The sequence below is a fragment of the Kitasatospora sp. NPDC057692 genome, from assembly GCF_042799475.1.
Taxonomy (GTDB): domain Bacteria; phylum Actinomycetota; class Actinomycetes; order Streptomycetales; family Streptomycetaceae; genus Kitasatospora.
On sequence record NZ_JBHVIV010000034.1, the window covers coordinates 1 to 15,091 of the forward strand.

Here is a 15,091-nt window from a genome sequence, read left to right on the forward strand (position 1 = left end):
CCGCCGGGCCGGCCGCCCGCCGCTGCCGCCGCTGAGCCTGCCGCTGGACCGCGCGCTCGGCCGCACCCTCGCCGAGCCGCTCACCGCGCTCAGCGACCTGCCCGCCTTCGACACCTCGGCGATGGACGGCTGGGCGGTCGCCGGCCCCGGCCCCTGGCGGGTGACCGGCCGGCTGCTCGCCGGGCGCCCGGCCGGCGGCCCGCTGGCCGACGGTGCCGCCGTCGAGATCGCCACCGGTGCCCAACTGCCGCCCGGGGCCACCGCCGTGCTCCGCCGCGAGCACGGCGAGCCGGGCGTGGCGCTGCTGTCCGAGCGCACCCCCGGCGCGCTGACCACCGGTCAGGACGTCCGGCCGCGCGGCCAGGAGTGCCGGCGCGGCGAGGTGCTGCTGCCGGCCGGCACCGCGGTCGGCCCGGCGGTGCTAGGCCTGGCCGCCGCCTGCGGCCACGACCGGCTGGCCGTCCACCGCCCCCCGGTGGTGGAGCTGCTGGTGCTCGGCGACGAGCTGCTCGGCTCCGGTCTGCCCCGCCCCGGCCTGGTCCGGGACGCGCTCGGTCCGCTGCTGCCGCCGTGGCTGCGCGCGGCCGGCGCCGAGACCGGCGAACCGCGGGCCGTCCGCGACGACGCCGGCCTGCTCCGGGACGCCCTGCGGCACTCCGCCGCCGATGTGGTGGTCACCACCGGCGGGACCGCGGCCGGTCCGGTGGACTTCCTGCACCGGGCGCTCGCCGAGTCCGGCGCCCGGCTGCTGGTGGACGGGGTCGCCGTCCGCCCGGGCCACCCGATGCTGCTGGCCGAGCTCCCCGGCGGGCGGCACCTGGTGGGCCTGCCCGGCAATCCGCTGGCCGCGGTCGCCGGCATGGTGACGCTGGCCCTGCCGCTGCTGCACGCGCTGGCCGGCCGGAGCACCGCCGAACCGGCCCTGGCCACCGCCGTGGACCCGCTGCCCGGCCACCCGGTGGACACCCGGCTGCTGCCGGTCCGCCGGACCGCCCGCGGGGTGGTCCACCTCCCCTACGACGGCCCGGCGATGCTCCGCGGCCTGGCCCGGGCCGAGGCGCTCGCGGTGGTGCCGCCGGGCGGGGCGGCGGCCGGGGACCCGATCGAACTGCTGGAGGCGCCGTGAGTGTCCGACGTGTCCGCGAGCGGCTGTCCGGGCCGTCCGTCCCCGGGACCGAGCCCTGGGCCGACTCCGGGATCGTGCTGCCCGCCCGGCGCACCGCACCGGCGGTGCGGCAGGTCGGCTCCCGGCTGCTGCTGGCGCTGGGGGTCCTGCTCGCCACCACGGTGATCGTCTGGCTGGACCGCGAGGGCTACAACGACAACGCCGGCGGCGGGCTGAGCTTCCTGGACTCGGCGTACTACGCCACCGTGACGCTCTCCACCACCGGGTACGGCGACATCACCCCGTACAGCGACAGCGCCCGGCTCACCAACATCTTCGTGGTCACTCCGCTGCGGGTGCTGTTCCTGATCATCCTGGTCGGCACCACCCTCGAAGTGCTCACCGAACGCACCCGTCAGCAGTGGCGGTTGAACCGCTGGAGGTCCACCGTGCGCGAGCACACCGTCGTGATCGGCTTCGGCACCAAGGGCCGCAGCGCCATCGACACCCTGCTCGGGCAGGGGGCGCGCAAGGAGGAGATCGTGGTGGTGGACCCGCAGCGCAGGGTCGTCGACCAGGCCGCCCAGCAGGGCCTGGTGGGCGTGGTCGGCGACGCCACCCGGACCGACACCCTGCTGCGCGCCGGACTGCCCACCGCCTCCCGGGTGGTGGTCGCCCCGGAGCGGGACGACACCGCCGCGCTGATCACCCTGACCGCCCGCCAGCTGACCCGCTCGGCGACCATCGTCGCGGCGGTGCGGGAGGACGAGAACGCCCCGCTGCTGCGGCAGAGCGGGGCCGACGTGGTGGTCACCAGCTCCAGTTCGGCGGGCCGGCTGCTCGGCATGTCGATGCTCAGCCCGCACGCCGGCGCGGTGATGGAGGACCTGCTCACCTACGGCAACGGGCTGGACGTGGTCGAGCGCCCGGTCACCCGGGCCGAGGCCGGGCACAGCCCGCGCGACCTCGACGACCTGGTGGTGGCGGTGGTGCGCGGCCGGCGGGTGATCAACTACACCGAGCCGGAGGCGCAGACGCTCCAGCTGACCGACCGGGTGATCGTCATCAAGTCGGCGGAGGGGGCGTAGGGTCGGCCCATGACCGGTCAACCGCAGCTCCCGTTCGGCACGTTCGACTTCTCCGCCCCCGCGCTGGAGGTGACCGACCGGCTGGTCGCCCCGGTGGCCGACGCGCTGAAGAACTGGGACGACCGGGAGGCCGCCCGGTCCGTGCTGTACGTCGAGACCGACCCGGAGAAGGCCGACACCGCCGTCTTCTGCGAGACCTACGGCGTGCCGCTCGACGCCTCGGCGAACTGCGTGGTGGTCGCCGCCAAGCGCGGCGGGGAGACCACCCTGGCCGCCTGCCTCGCGCTGGCGACCACCCGGGTCGACGTCAACCGGACGGTCCGCAGGCACCTGGAGGCCCGCAAGGCCTCGTTCGCGCCGATGGACACCGCGGTCGAGGCGACCGGGATGGAGTACGGCGGCATCACCCCGGTCGGGCTGCCGGCCGACTGGCCGCTGCTGGTCGACGAGGCCGTCGCGCGGGCCCCGTTCGTCCTGGTGGGCAGCGGGCGGCGGCGGGGCAAGCTGATCCTTCCGGGCCGGGTGGCCGCCGCGCTGCCCGGCGCCGTGCTGCTCCCCGACCTGGCCGGCTGACGGCGCGGGTCGCCCGCCCGCCGGGCCGCCGCGGCGCAGTAGCGTCGGGCCCATGCATGCGATGACGATTCCTGAACCCGGCGGGCCCGAGGCGCTGGTCTGGGCCGAGGTGCCGGATCCGGTGCCCGGGGAGGGCGAGGTCCTGGTCGAGGTGGCGGCCACCGCCGTCAACCGGGCCGACCTGCTCCAGCGGCAGGGCTTCTACGACCCGCCGCCCGGCAGCCCGCGGTACCCCGGCCTGGAGTGCGCGGGCCGGATCGCCGCGCTGGGCCCCGGGGTGGCCGGCTGGGCGGTCGGCGACGAGGTCTGCGCGCTGCTGGTCGGCGGCGGCTACGCGGAGCGGGTCGCGGTGCCGGTCGGCCAACTGCTGCCGGTCCCGTCCGGGCTGACCCTCGAACAGGCCGCCGCGCTGCCGGAGGTGGTCTGCACGGTGTGGTCCAACGTCTTCCTGACCGCGCACCTGCGGCCGGGCGAGACGCTGCTGGTGCACGGCGGGGCCAGCGGCATCGGGACGATGGCGATCCAGCTGGCCAAGGCGGTCGGTGCCCGGGTGGCGGTGACGGCGGGCGGCCCGGAGAAGCTGGCCCGCTGCGCGGAGCTGGGCGCCGACGTGCTGATCGACTACCGCGCGCAGGACTTCGTCGAGGTGCTCCGGGAGGCCACCGGCGGCGCCGGGGCGGACGTGGTCCTCGACATCATGGGCGCCAAGTACCTGCAGCGGAACGTGGACGCGCTGGCCGTCAACGGGCGGCTGGTGATCATCGGGCTGCAGGGCGGGGCGAACGGCGAGCTGAACCTCAACACCCTGCTGCGCAAGCGCGGCGCGGTGATCGCGACCAATCTGCGCGGCCGGCCGCTGGCCGAGAAGGCGGCGATCGTGGCGGCGGTGCGCGAGCACGTCTGGCCGCTGGTCGCCTCCGGGGTGGTGAAGCCGGTGGTCGACCGGGTGCTGCCGCTGGCGGAGGCCGCCGAGGGGCACCGGGTGCTGGAGTCCGGCGCGCAGGTCGGCAAGGTGGTGCTGCGGGCCTGAGCCCGCGCGCGGACGGCGGGGCGCCGGGTCCGGGAACCCGTCGCCCCGCCGGGCCGGGCCGTCCGACATGCCCGGAATGTCGGTCTGTGTGACGCTGGACGGGAGCTGTCCCGCCGCCGACCCCGCCCCGCGCGGTCGGCCGTCGCGGAAGGACCTCGACCGTGCCCGCACCTTCCTCCGCGTTCCTCGGGCCGCTGCCCGCGGCACCGCCGCCGTCCCCCTCCCACCGCCTTCCCGGGAGGGCCCGGGCGGGCGGCCGTTCCCGGGGCGCGCCCGGCACCCACCGCGCCGGGCGCCGGGCGCGGCGGCTGCTGGTGCTGGCGGTGCTCGGTCTCGCCGTGCCGCTGGCCGTCGGCCCGGTGGCGGTGGCCGTACCGGCCGTACCGGCCGGACCGGCGGGTTCCGCCGGGGTCGTCCCGGTCCCGGCGGCGTTCTCCTCCCCGGACTCCCCGGACTCCCCGGAGCCGTCCCCGGAGCGCTCCCCGTCGCCGGAGCCGTCCCCTTCCCCGGAAGCGTCCCCGCCCGCGGAAGCGTCCCCGGAGGCGTCCGGCGCCGCCGAGGAGCCCGTGACCGCCTTCGCGTCCGCGGTCGTGCCGGCCGCTGCGCCCGGGGAGTGGCGGACCGGGCGGCCGCATCCCGACGCCCCCTGGGCCGAGTGGGAGCGGCGCAAGCAGCGGCACCACCCCGGTTCGGCGCCCGAACGCACCGCGCAGAGGCCCGAGCGGTCCGTCGAGCAGTTTGCCGAGCAGACCGTCGAGCACACCCCGGAACAGCCTCCCGAGCGGACGCCGGAGCAGCTCGCCGACCCCGGGACGGAATCCGCCGAGGACCCCTCGGCCGGGGCCGGGCCCGCCGACGGGTCCGGGAGCGGGACGCTGGCGCTCGGCGGTCCCGGGCCGCGGAACGTGGCGGCCGCCCCGGCCGTGCTGCCCACCCGCTGGGACGACGCCTCCACCCGCCAGTTCCCGCTCGGCGCCGGCCTCGGCCTGATCGGCTGCGGGCTGGGCCTGGTCGGCCTGCGGTTGCGCCGCGGCTGACCGCGTGCCCCGCCGCTCGAAGCGCCCCGGTACCCGGGCGGACTGAGTATCCGTACGGATACCCGACCGCCGGGTCCGGGGCGTAGCGTCGTGCCCGGGTAGGCCGGGGGCCTCCACCCGGGCAACCCCAGTGAGGGAGAATGTGATTCATGACGAATCCGATGAACGAGCGCTCGTCCCACGAGTTCCACCAGGCCATGGGCGGGCAGTCGCAGGACGGCCAGAAGGTGCTGATCGTCGGACCGGACGGGCTGCCGGTCGGGCAGGGGGCGATCGGCATGGCGGGGGACGACGAGGGGGACGGCCCGCGTGAGCTGCCGGTGACCGAGATGGTCGAGCAGCCCGCCAAGGTCATGCGGATCGGCAGCATGATCAAGCAGCTGCTGGAGGAGGTCCGGGCGGCTCCCCTCGACGAGGCCAGCCGGGCCCGGCTGAAGGACATCCACGCCAGCTCGATCAAGGAGCTGGAGCTCGGTCTGGCCCCCGAGCTGGTCGCCGAGCTGGAACGGCTGTCGCTGCCGTTCACCGAGGACTCGATCCCGACCGAGGCCGAGCTGCGGATCGCGCAGGCGCAGCTGGTGGGCTGGCTGGAAGGCCTGTTCCACGGCATCCAGACCGCGCTGTTCGCGCAGCAGATGGCGGCGCGGGCGCAGCTGGAGCAGATGCGGCGGGCGCTGCCGCCCGGCCTGCACGGCGGGGAGCCGGAGGGCGACGAGCCGGGCGAGGGCCGCGGCATCCGCTCCGGCCCCTACCTGTAGGCCGTACCCGTACCGCCGCGGCCCCGACGGGGCCGCGGGGCACCGGGCGCGACAGGGCGCCCCGGTGCCGGACGCACCACCGGCCGGCGCCCGGTCGCGACCTGGACACAGTGTCGGCCCTGGGCCGGTCGGCGTCGGTGCCAGCCGATACCCTGGGCCCCTGTCGCAGGCCGGGCGAGCGCCGCGACAGGGGTCGGGCGGGCCAGCGGGCCGGGCCCGTACACAGCACGGACGAGACCGAACGTCACGGCCGCGGCGGCAGGGCCGCGCCGAGGGGGAGCAGAGGACCATGAGCGAGCACGGCAACGCGGCGGTCGAGGGCTACTCCCTGGGCAACGGGCGGTACGTGCTGCAGCGGGTGCTGGGCGAGGGCGGCATGGCCTCGGTCCACCTCGCGTACGACAGCGTGCTGGACCGGTCGGTGGCGCTCAAGAGCATGCACGCCGAGCTGGGCCGGGACGACTCGTTCAAGGAGCGGTTCCGGCGCGAGGCGCAGGCGGTGGCCCGCCTGGAGCACCCCAACATCGTCACGGTGTACGACAGCGGCGAGGACATCGCCCCGGACGGTTCCAGCACCCCGTACATCGTCATGCAGCTGATCGACGGCAAGGGCCTGCGGGACGCCATCAACGAGGCGGTCGCCCAGCAGGGCGCGATCGCGCTGGAGGAGGCGCTGCGGGTCACCGTCGGCGTGCTGAACGCGCTGGAGGCCTCGCACGACATGGGCCTGGTGCACCGCGACATCAAGCCCGGCAACGTCATGTTCGACCGCAAGGGCAACGTCAAGGTCATGGACTTCGGCATCGCCCGCGCGCTGGAGAGCGGGGTCACCTCGATGACCCAGACCGGCATGGTGGTCGGCACCCCCCAGTACCTCTCGCCCGAGCAGGCGCTGGGCAAGCCGGTGGACGCCCGCTCCGACCTCTACTCGGTCGGCGTGATGCTCTTCGAGATGCTCACCGGCCAGCTGGTCTTCGACGGTGACTCGGCCTTCTCGATCGCGTACAAGCACGTCCAGGAGGAGCCGCCGGCGCCGTCCACGCTCAACCCGCGGCTCAGCCCGGCGGTCGACGAGTTCGTGGCCACGGCGCTGCGCAAGGACCCGGCGCACCGCTTCCCGAGCGCGGCGGCGATGCGCGACGAGGCGGAGCGGCTGATGGGCGCGGCCAAGGGCGGCGGCAGCCCGCTGGCGGCCAGCAACCCGCTGGTGATCACCGACGGGCCGCGCTCGGTGCACGCGGCGCCGCAGACGCCGCAGGCCCCGCAGACGCCGACGCCGTTCCCGCAGCCGCAGCCGTTCCGGACCCCGCCGCCGGCCTTCCAGACGCCGCAGACCCCGCAGCCGTTCGCCGCGCCGCAGCCGCAGCCGTTCCAGACCCCGCCGCCGGCCTTCCCGGCCCCGCACACGCCGCAGCCGCAGTTCCTCCACCCGCAGGGCGCTCAGCAGGCGCACACCCCGCCGCCGCACCCGATGCCGGCGCCGCCGTTCCAGCCGGCCCCGGCGTCCAACAGCGGAGGCTGCTCGACCGCGCTGGTGATCGTCGGCATCATCGTCGGCGTGATCGTGCTGGCGGTCATCATCATCGCGATCGTGGTCAACCGGGCCGAGCGGGACACCACGAAGTCCGGCTCCAGCACCCGGGTCTCGGGCCAGATCGCCACGGTGCTGCAGCTGGACGGTCCGGCCGACCGGAATGGCCTGCTCTGACGCGTTCCGTCCGGATCGCGCGTGCTACAGGGGGCGCCGGAGGCGGTAGCGTTCGGGGATACGAGCGACAGGGCACCGCGATCCGAGCGAAGGCCCGGGGCGAGGAGCGATGGCACAGACGCAGCATCCGGACGACGACGGCGGGGCCTGGGCGACCGGTCCGGCCGGCGGGGCCCCGAGGATGCCCGAGCCCGGTAGCGACGCCGCCACGACCGCCATGCCGCCGTACGGGGGCCCGCAGACCCCCGGCCGGGGCACCGCCGCCCCGCTGGGCACGGTCGGCGACGGCCGCTACCGGCTGACCCACCGGCTCGGCCGGGGCGGCATGGCCGAGGTGCTGGCCGCCCAGGACGTCAGGCTCGGCCGGACCGTCGCCGTGAAGCTGCTGCGCGGTGAACTGGCGCAGGACGAGATCGCCCGGCTGCGCTTCACCAGGGAGGCGCACGCCGTCGCGGCGCTCAACCACCATGCGATCGTCTCGGTGTACGACACCGGCGAGGAGTACGTCGGCGAGGAGTCGACGCCCTACATCGTGATGGAGCTGGTCGAGGGCCGGACCGTCCGCGAGCTGCTGGTCGACGAGGCGGCGCCGCCGGTCGACCAGGCGCTGATCATCATCGCCGGGGTGCTGGAGGCGCTGGCCTACAGCCACCGGCACGGCATCGTGCACCGCGACATCAAGCCCGCCAACGTCATCATCACGAACAGCGGCGCGGTCAAGGTGATGGACTTCGGCATCGCCCGGGCGCTCACCGGCACGGCGTCGACGATGACCCAGACCGGCATGGTCATGGGCACCCCGCAGTACCTCTCGCCGGAGCAGGCGCTGGGCAAGCCGGTCGACCACCGCTCCGACCTGTACGCGGCCGGCTGCATGCTGTACGAACTGCTGGCGCTGCGCCCGCCGTTCACCGGTGACACCCCGCTGTCGGTGGTCTACCAGCACGTCCAGGACCAGCCGCTGCCGCCCTCGCAGGCCAATCCGCGGGTGCCGTCCGGGCTGGACCCGCTGGTGCTGCGCTCGCTGGCCAAGGACCCGGACGACCGCTTCCAGGACGCCGACGAGTTCCGCGCGCACATCGAGCACGCGCTGCGCGAGCTGACCGGCGGCACCGGCGGCTGGGCCGTCGGCGGCGCGGTCGGGCCGGTCGGCGGGACGCTCCACGGCGGCGGGCTGCCGCCGGTCGGCGCGGACGAGACGGCGGTGCTCGGGACGGGCGTCCCGGGCGACCCGACGACGGTGCTGCCCTACCAGGTGCCGGGCGGCCCGCACACGCCGTCCTCGCCCTACCCGGCGGCCGACGGCTCGTACGGCGGGGACGGCACCGGCAACGGGAAGGGCGGCGGACACGGCTCCGCCCGGCGCGGGCCGTGGCGCCTGGTGGCCGGCATCGCGGCGGTGGTCGTCGCGGCCAGCACCGGCATCGCCCTGGCGCTCAGCGGCGGCGACGAGGGCACGAACGGGACGCCGAACGGCACCAGCCCGTCCACCGGGGTGGTGTCGACGGCGCCGGAGACCACCGCGCCCAGCACCGGTGCGACCACGGCCCCGGGACCGACCGGCCAGAACTCCCGGCGCCCGCAGCAGCCGACCGACACCAACAACAACAACGGCGGCGGCTACCCGAACCAGCAGCCGAGCCAGCAGACCGGCAAGCACAACACGCCGAGCCCGTCGACGACGCCGAGCACGACCGGCAGCAAGCCGGCGACGCCGTCCGCGTCCGCGACCGGAGGGGCCACCGCGCCGGCCACCGGCACCCCGACCACGGGGACCGGCGGCGGCGCGACGACGCCCCCGGCCACGGCGCCGGCGACCAACCCGCCGGGCGGCGGCGGCACGACGCCTCCGGCGGGCGGGAGCGGCGGCGGGGGCGCGACGAAGCCGGCGCAGCCGACCGGCGGCGGTACGCCGGCGACCGGCTGAGCCCCGGGGCGGCCGGGGTCAGTTGGCGAAGGCGTCCAGGACCTGCTCGTACTCCTGGCACCACCACGCCAACTGGCCCGCCGAGGCGGGGTAGAGCGGGTCGGCCCGGTGGTCGGCCCGCTGGTAGCGCCACTGGAGCATCCAGAAGTCGTTCAGCCGCTCCCACCAGACCCGGTGCGCCGCGGCGGCCAGGTGCTCGGTGGTGGCGGCCCCGGTGGCCCGGTAGGACTGCGACCAGTGCCGGACCCGGACGAGGTCCAGCACCCCGGTGGAGCGGTCGTTGAAGAGCAGGGTGGCCGCCCGGACGGCCTCCTCGGCGCGCGGCTGCGGGCCGAGCTTGTCCCAGTCCAGGACGGCCGCGATCCGCTCGCCGGAGTGCAGCAGGTTGAGCCCGTGGAAGTCGCCGTGGGTCCACCCGGTGGGCGGGGCGGCCTGCGGCAGGGGCCGGCGCCGGGCGTGCTCGGCGAGCAGGTCCAGCCGTTCGGTCAGCCGGCGCTCGACCAGGGCGTCCAGCTCGCCGTGCGGCTGGTGCTCGTGGGCCCGGCGGCGCAGCTCGCGGGCGAGCACGGAGCTGTCCAGCGGGTCGGCGCTGCGGTAGCCGGAGGGTTGTGCGACGGGTGCGCAGACCTCGTCGAGCGCGCCGTGCAGTCGGCCGAGCAGCGCGCCCAGTTCGGTGCACTGCGACAGCGCCAGCTCGGTGCCGTGCCGGTGCCGGCCGTCCACCCAGGGGAAGAGGGCGAAGAGCCGGCCGCCGAACGCGGCGATCGTGGCGGTCCGCCCGGAGAGGGCCAGCGGGGGCGCGACGGGCAGGCCCAGGGCGGCGAGCGCGCCCATCGCGCGGTGGTGGGCGGCGACGGCCTCGCGGCCGGCGGTCGCGGCGTCGACGTAGCACTTCAGGAAGTAGCCGCCGGCCTCGGTGGTGACCCGGTAGCCGCGGTTCAGCAGGCCTTCGGCGACGGGTTCGGCGGTGAGCAGGCGGCCCACCCGGTAGCGGCGCAGGACCTCGGCGAGCGCGGCGTGGGGGACGGGTGGGCTGAGCGTTCCTATCGGGGGAGCGGTGAGGTCGGGACGGGCTGGTGCAAGGGCGAGGGTCTGGCTGAAAGTCACAGCCAGAGGTTAGGACCTCTCGGCGGGGGGCCTTGACAGTTCTTCAGTTCTGTGCATCCTTCCTATCCGTGCTGGTGGTCCGCCTGGTGCCGGGCGACGAACGCGGCCGCCTGGGTCCGGCGCTCCATCCCCATCTTCGCGAGCAGACTGGAGACGTAGTTCTTCACCGTCTTTTCGGCGAGGTGCAGCTCGTTGCCGATCTGACGATTGGTCATCCCTTCGCCGATCAGGTCCAGGATGCGGCGCTCCTGCTTGGTGAGCTGGGCGAGCCGTTCGTCCTCCTTCTCGCCGCCGTTCCGCAGCCGGGCCAGCACCCGGCTGGTGGCGACCGGGTCGAGCAGCGAGCGGCCGGCCGCGACGTCCCGGACGGCGGTGATCAGGTCGGTGCCGCGGATCGCCTTCAGCACGTAGCCGGAGGCGCCCGCCATGATCGAGTCGAACAGCGCCTCGTCGTCCGAGAACGAGGTCAGCATCAGGCACTTGATCTCCGGCAGCCGGGAGCGGATCTCCCGGCAGACCTCGACCCCGTTGCCGTCCGGCAGCCGGACGTCCAGGACCGCGACGTCGGGGTGGACCGCCGGGATCCGGGTCAGCGCCTCGGCGGCGGTGCCGGCCTCGCCGACCACCTCGATGTCCTCCTCGACCGAGAGGAGTTCGTGGACGCCCCTGCGGACCACCTCGTGGTCGTCGAGGAGGAATACCCTGATTTGTCCCGTATCAGTCACGCGCAAAGCCTCCCATATCACCCTACGAGAGACCTTCCGCCCGCACCGGACCGGGGTCGCGTTCCGGCCAGAGCGGTCGAAACCGATGCCGGTAACCCCCTTACGCCGGGGCCTTCGCCCGGATAACGTGCGCAGGTGTCCTGAAGGCGACCGAATTGAGAGCTGCGCCACACGCGCGTTTTGTAGACCCCGAACAAGTAGGACGTCCTAGCGCAGACGCGCGGGGGGCGGACGCTGGGTAACGTTCTCGTGAGGGACGCCGTCGGAACAGGATCACCACCTGCCCCGCAGATGGGAGCGCACACCCACGCGCGCCCCGCGAGGCGGTGACCGGACCGGTCACCGGCGACCCCGGGCGGCCGGACAGACCGAGGAGTGAACGTGACCGTCAAAAGCACGGCGAGGGCCCGCAAGAAGGCGGCCCCCGGCGTCCCTGACACCCTCCGCGCCACGGGTAAGGACGCCCAGCCGGAGCTCGTGCAGCTGCTCACCCCGGAAGGCGAGCGGGTCGAGCACCCGGACTTCCCGCTCACCGTGGAGCCGGACGAGCTTCGAGCCCTCTACCGTGACCTGGTGCTGGTGCGCCGGTTCGACGCGGAGGCCACCTCGCTGCAGCGCCAGGGCGAGCTGGGCCTGTGGGCCTCGCTGCTCGGGCAGGAGGCGGCCCAGGTCGGCTCCGGCCGCGCGCTGCGGCCCGGCGACTACGCCTTCCCCACCTACCGCGAGCACGGTGTCGCCTGGTGCCGCGACGTCGACCCGCTGAACCTGCTCGGCATGTTCCGCGGCGTGAACCACGGCGGCTGGGACCCGAACGAGAAGAACTTCCACCTGTACACCATCGTGATCGGCGCGCAGACCCTGCACGCCACCGGCTACGCGATGGGCATCACCAAGGACGGCGCGGACGACGCGGTGATCGCCTACTTCGGCGACGGCGCCTCCAGCCAGGGCGACGTCAACGAGGCCTTCACCTTCGCCTCGGTCTACAACGCCCCCGTGGTGTTCTTCTGCCAGAACAACCAGTGGGCGATCTCCGAGCCCACCACCACCCAGACCCGGATCCCGCTGTACCGCCGCGCCTCCGGCTTCGGCTTCCCCGGGGTGCGGGTCGACGGCAACGACGTGCTGGCCTGCCTCGCGGTGACCCGCTGGGCCCTGGAGCACGCCCGCAGCGGCAACGGCCCGGTGCTGGTCGAGGCGTTCACCTACCGGATGGGCGCGCACACCACCTCCGACGACCCGACCCGCTACCGGCTCGCCGAGGAGACCGAGGCCTGGAAGGCCAAGGACCCGATCACCCGCCTCCGGGCCCTCCTGGAGAAGGAGGGCCTGGCCGACGAGGCGTTCTTCGCCTCGATCGACGCCGAGAGCGAGAAGCTCGGGCTGCGGGTGCGCGAGGGCGTGCGCGGCATGCCGGACCCGGACCCCACCCTGATCTTCGACCACGTCTACGCCGAGCCGCACGCGCTGGTCGATGAGGAACGGGCCGGGTACGTCGAGTACGCGGCCTCCTTCGAGGCGGGGGAGAACCTCTGATGGCCGGTCAGCTCAGCATCGCCAAGGCGCTCAACGAGGCGCTGCGCAAGTCCCTGGAGAGCGACCCGAAGACCGTCCTGATGGGCGAGGACATCGGCAAGCTCGGCGGCGTCTTCCGGATCACCGACGGCCTGCAGAAGGACTTCGGCGAGGGCCGGGTGATCGACACCCCGCTCGCCGAGTCCGGCATCGTCGGCACCGCGATCGGCCTCGCGCTGCGGGGCTACCGCCCCGTCGTGGAGATCCAGTTCGACGGCTTCGTCTACCCGGCCTTCGACCAGATCGTCTCCCAGCTGGCCAAGATGCACGCCCGCGCACTCGGCCACGTCAAGCTCCCGGTCACCGTCCGCATCCCGTACGCGGGCGGCATCGGCGCCGTCGAGCACCACAGCGAGTCGCACGAGGCGTACTTCGCGCACACCGCCGGTCTGCGGGTGGTCAGCCCGTCCAACGCGCACGACGCGCACTGGATGCTGCGCCAGGCCATCGAGTCGGACGACCCGGTGATCTTCCTGGAGCCCAAGCGCCGCTACTGGGACAAGGGCGAGGTCGGCGACGCCGCCGACCTGGGCCTGCACGACGCACGGATCGTGCGCCCCGGCACCGACGCCACGCTGATCGCCTACGGGCCGATGGTCAAGGTCTGCCTGGAGGCCGCCGCGGCGGCCGAGGAGGACGGGCGCCGGCTGGAGGTCGTTGACCTGCGCTCGCTCACCCCGGTCGACTTCGCGGCCCTGGAGGAGTCGCTGAAGCGGACCGGGCGCGGCATCGTCGTGCACGAGGCCCCGGTGTTCCTGGGCATGGGCGCCGAGCTGGCCGCCCGGCTCACCGAGCGCTGCTTCTACCACCTGGAGGCACCGATCCTCCGGGTCGGCGGTTACTACGCGCCGTACCCGCCGTCCCGCGTCGAGGAGGCCTTCCTCCCCGACCTGGACCGCGTGCTCGACGCCGTCGACCGCGCCTTCGCGTACTGATCCCGGGGAGCGATGATGACCACCGAAGTTCGCTCGCTCCGCGAGTTCAAGATGCCGGATGTGGGCGAGGGCCTCACCGAGGCCGAGATCCTCAGCTGGTACGTCAAGCCCGGTGACACCGTCACCGACGGCCAGGTCGTCTGCGAGGTGGAGACCGCCAAGGCCGCCGTGGAGCTGCCGATCCCGTTCACCGGGACCGTCGAGCAGCTGTTCTTCCCGGAGGGCGCGACGGTCGACGTCGGCACCGTGATCATCTCGGTCGCGGTGGCCGGCGAGGCGGGGGCCCCTTCGGCTCCGGCCGCCGCCCCGGCACCCGCCGCCGCTGCCGCGGAGGCCGAGCCCGAGCGGCGCGAGGTGCTGGTCGGCTACGGTCCGCGGACCGGCGGCAGCCAGCGCCGGGCCCGCCGGACCACGGCCGCCGCGCCGGCGCCGGTCGCGGCGCCCGTCGCGGCTCCGGCCCCCGCACCGGTCGTGGCCCCGGTCGCGGCCCCGGCCCCGGCCGTCGCGGTGACCGGTGAGCGACCGCTGGCGAAGCCGCCGGTGCGCAAGCTGGCCAAGGACCTCGGGATCGACCTGCGGGCCGTCACCCCGACCGGTCCGGACGGCGTGATCACCCGCGAGGACCTGCACGCCCACGCGGCGGCCGCCGCCGCCCCGGCCCCGGCCGAGGCCCCGGTCGTCGAGCGGGCCGTCGAACCGGCCGCCGCCCCCGTGGCCGTCCCCGGTGCGGGCGACGTCCGGGTGCCGGTCAAGGGCGTCCGCAAGGCGACCGCGCAGGCGATGGTGGCCTCGGCCTTCACCGCCCCGCACGTCACCGAGTTCGTCCAGGTCGACGTCACCCGGACGATGAAGTTCGTCCGCCGCCTCAAGGAGAGCGGCGAGCTGGGCCGGGACGTCCGGGTCAGCCCGCTGCTGCTGGTCGCCAAGGCGCTGCTCACCGCGATCAAGCGCCACCCCGGGATCAACGCCCAGTGGGACGAGGCGGCCCAGGAGATCGTCATCAAGGGCCAGGTGAACCTCGGCATCGCCGCGGCCACCCCGCGCGGCCTGATCGTCCCGAACATCAAGGACGCGGGCGCGAAGACCCTCTCGGGCCTGGCGGTCTCGCTCGGCGAGCTGATCGACACCGCCCGCCAGGGGAAGACGGCGCCCGGCGACATGCAGGGCGGCACGGTGACGATCACCAACGTCGGTGTCTTCGGCGTCGACAGCGGCACCCCGATCCTCAACCCCGGCGAGGCGGCCATCCTCGCCTTCGGGGCGGTCCGGGAACTGCCGTGGGTGCACAAGGGCAAGGTCGTGCCGCGCCAGGTCACCACGCTGGCCCTGTCCTTCGACCACCGGCTGGTCGACGGCGAGCTGGGCTCCAAGGTGCTGGCCGACATCGCGGGCATCCTGGAGTACCCGAAGCGGCTGATCACCTGGGGCTGATCCGGTCCCGGCCACGTTGAAGGGGCCCTGCCTCCCGCACCGCCGTGCGGAGGCAGGGCCCCTTCGTCCTGGGGCCCCTTCGTCCCGGGCCG

At 74.9% G+C, this 15,091-nt stretch carries 13 protein-coding genes; 11 read left to right on the forward strand and 2 right to left on the reverse strand.

Features of this window, described 5'->3' with window-relative positions:
- Positions 1-22: 22 nt before the first annotated feature.
- From ACFVFS_RS20295 to ACFVFS_RS20330, 8 genes are all read left to right on the forward strand, one after another.
- Positions 23-1,126, forward strand: a complete 1,104-nt coding sequence (locus ACFVFS_RS20295) for a molybdopterin molybdotransferase MoeA (protein ID WP_380626044.1) — start codon at positions 23-25, stop codon at positions 1,124-1,126.
- Positions 1,127-1,197: 71 nt separating this feature from the next.
- Positions 1,198-2,193: a potassium channel family protein gene (locus ACFVFS_RS20300; RefSeq protein WP_380626045.1), complete on the forward strand. Its 996-nt coding sequence runs from the start codon at positions 1,198-1,200 to the stop codon at positions 2,191-2,193.
- A 9-nt stretch (positions 2,194-2,202) separates the two neighbouring features.
- Positions 2,203-2,766, forward strand: coding sequence for a YbaK/EbsC family protein (locus tag ACFVFS_RS20305; protein WP_380625983.1), 564 nt, complete (start codon positions 2,203-2,205; stop codon positions 2,764-2,766).
- 52 nt (positions 2,767-2,818) lie between these two features.
- A complete protein-coding gene (locus ACFVFS_RS20310) occupies positions 2,819-3,796 on the forward strand; it encodes an NAD(P)H-quinone oxidoreductase (RefSeq protein WP_380625984.1) in 978 nt (325 codons plus the stop codon).
- Positions 3,797-3,957: 161 nt separating this feature from the next.
- Entirely contained in the window at positions 3,958-4,833 is an 876-nt protein-coding gene (locus ACFVFS_RS20315) for a hypothetical protein (RefSeq protein WP_380625985.1), read from the forward strand.
- Positions 4,834-4,982: 149 nt separating this feature from the next.
- A complete protein-coding gene (locus tag ACFVFS_RS20320) occupies positions 4,983-5,591 on the forward strand; it encodes a bacterial proteasome activator family protein (RefSeq protein WP_380625986.1) in 609 nt (202 codons plus the stop codon).
- A 289-nt stretch (positions 5,592-5,880) separates the two neighbouring features.
- The gene (locus ACFVFS_RS20325; RefSeq protein WP_380625987.1) at positions 5,881-7,299 is read left to right on the forward strand and encodes a protein kinase; all 1,419 of its coding nucleotides are present in this window, start codon (positions 5,881-5,883) and stop codon (positions 7,297-7,299) included.
- Positions 7,300-7,408: 109 nt separating this feature from the next.
- On the forward strand, positions 7,409-9,226 hold the full coding sequence (locus tag ACFVFS_RS20330; protein WP_380625988.1) for a protein kinase: 1,818 nt from the start codon (positions 7,409-7,411) through the stop codon (positions 9,224-9,226).
- 18 nt (positions 9,227-9,244) lie between these two features.
- Here ACFVFS_RS20330 and ACFVFS_RS20335 read toward each other — a convergent pair whose 3' ends face one another.
- Both ACFVFS_RS20335 and ACFVFS_RS20340 read right to left on the reverse strand, forming a co-directional pair.
- Positions 9,245-10,333, reverse strand: coding sequence for a phosphotransferase enzyme family protein (locus tag ACFVFS_RS20335; protein WP_380625989.1), 1,089 nt, complete (start codon positions 10,331-10,333; stop codon positions 9,245-9,247).
- Between the two features lie 62 nt (positions 10,334-10,395).
- The gene (locus tag ACFVFS_RS20340; protein WP_380625990.1) at positions 10,396-11,058 is read right to left on the reverse strand and encodes a response regulator; all 663 of its coding nucleotides are present in this window, start codon (positions 11,056-11,058) and stop codon (positions 10,396-10,398) included.
- Between the two features lie 381 nt (positions 11,059-11,439).
- On the opposite strand from ACFVFS_RS20340, the gene pdhA reads away from it, so the two are divergent.
- From pdhA to ACFVFS_RS20355, 3 genes are read left to right on the forward strand one after another with little or no spacing between them, the layout of a single operon-like run.
- Entirely contained in the window at positions 11,440-12,594 is a 1,155-nt protein-coding gene (gene pdhA / locus ACFVFS_RS20345) for a pyruvate dehydrogenase (acetyl-transferring) E1 component subunit alpha (RefSeq protein WP_380625991.1), read from the forward strand.
- Complete coding sequence (locus tag ACFVFS_RS20350; RefSeq protein WP_380625992.1) at positions 12,594-13,568, forward strand: alpha-ketoacid dehydrogenase subunit beta; 975 nt, start codon at positions 12,594-12,596, stop codon at positions 13,566-13,568. The genes pdhA and ACFVFS_RS20350 overlap by 1 nt, the downstream gene beginning before the upstream one ends.
- A gap of 15 nt (positions 13,569-13,583) precedes the next feature.
- A complete protein-coding gene (locus tag ACFVFS_RS20355; protein ID WP_380625993.1) occupies positions 13,584-14,999 on the forward strand; it encodes a dihydrolipoamide acetyltransferase family protein in 1,416 nt (471 codons plus the stop codon).
- Positions 15,000-15,091: the final 92 nt, after the last annotated feature.

Bases quoted from the DNA above. Each gene is read 5' to 3' on its own strand.
- ACFVFS_RS20305 (WP_380625983.1), top strand. From the start codon at position 2,203: ATGACCGGTCAACCGCAGCTCCCGTTCGGCACGTTCGACTTCTCCGCC.
- ACFVFS_RS20310 (WP_380625984.1), top strand. From the start codon at position 2,819: ATGCATGCGATGACGATTCCTGAACCCGGCGGGCCCGAGGCGCTGGTC.
- ACFVFS_RS20320 (WP_380625986.1), top strand. From the start codon at position 4,983: ATGACGAATCCGATGAACGAGCGCTCGTCCCACGAGTTCCACCAGGCC.
- ACFVFS_RS20325 (WP_380625987.1), top strand. From the start codon at position 5,881: ATGAGCGAGCACGGCAACGCGGCGGTCGAGGGCTACTCCCTGGGCAAC.
- ACFVFS_RS20330 (WP_380625988.1), top strand. From the start codon at position 7,409: ATGGCACAGACGCAGCATCCGGACGACGACGGCGGGGCCTGGGCGACC.
- ACFVFS_RS20350 (WP_380625992.1), top strand. From the start codon at position 12,594: ATGGCCGGTCAGCTCAGCATCGCCAAGGCGCTCAACGAGGCGCTGCGC.
- ACFVFS_RS20355 (WP_380625993.1), top strand. From the start codon at position 13,584: ATGACCACCGAAGTTCGCTCGCTCCGCGAGTTCAAGATGCCGGATGTG.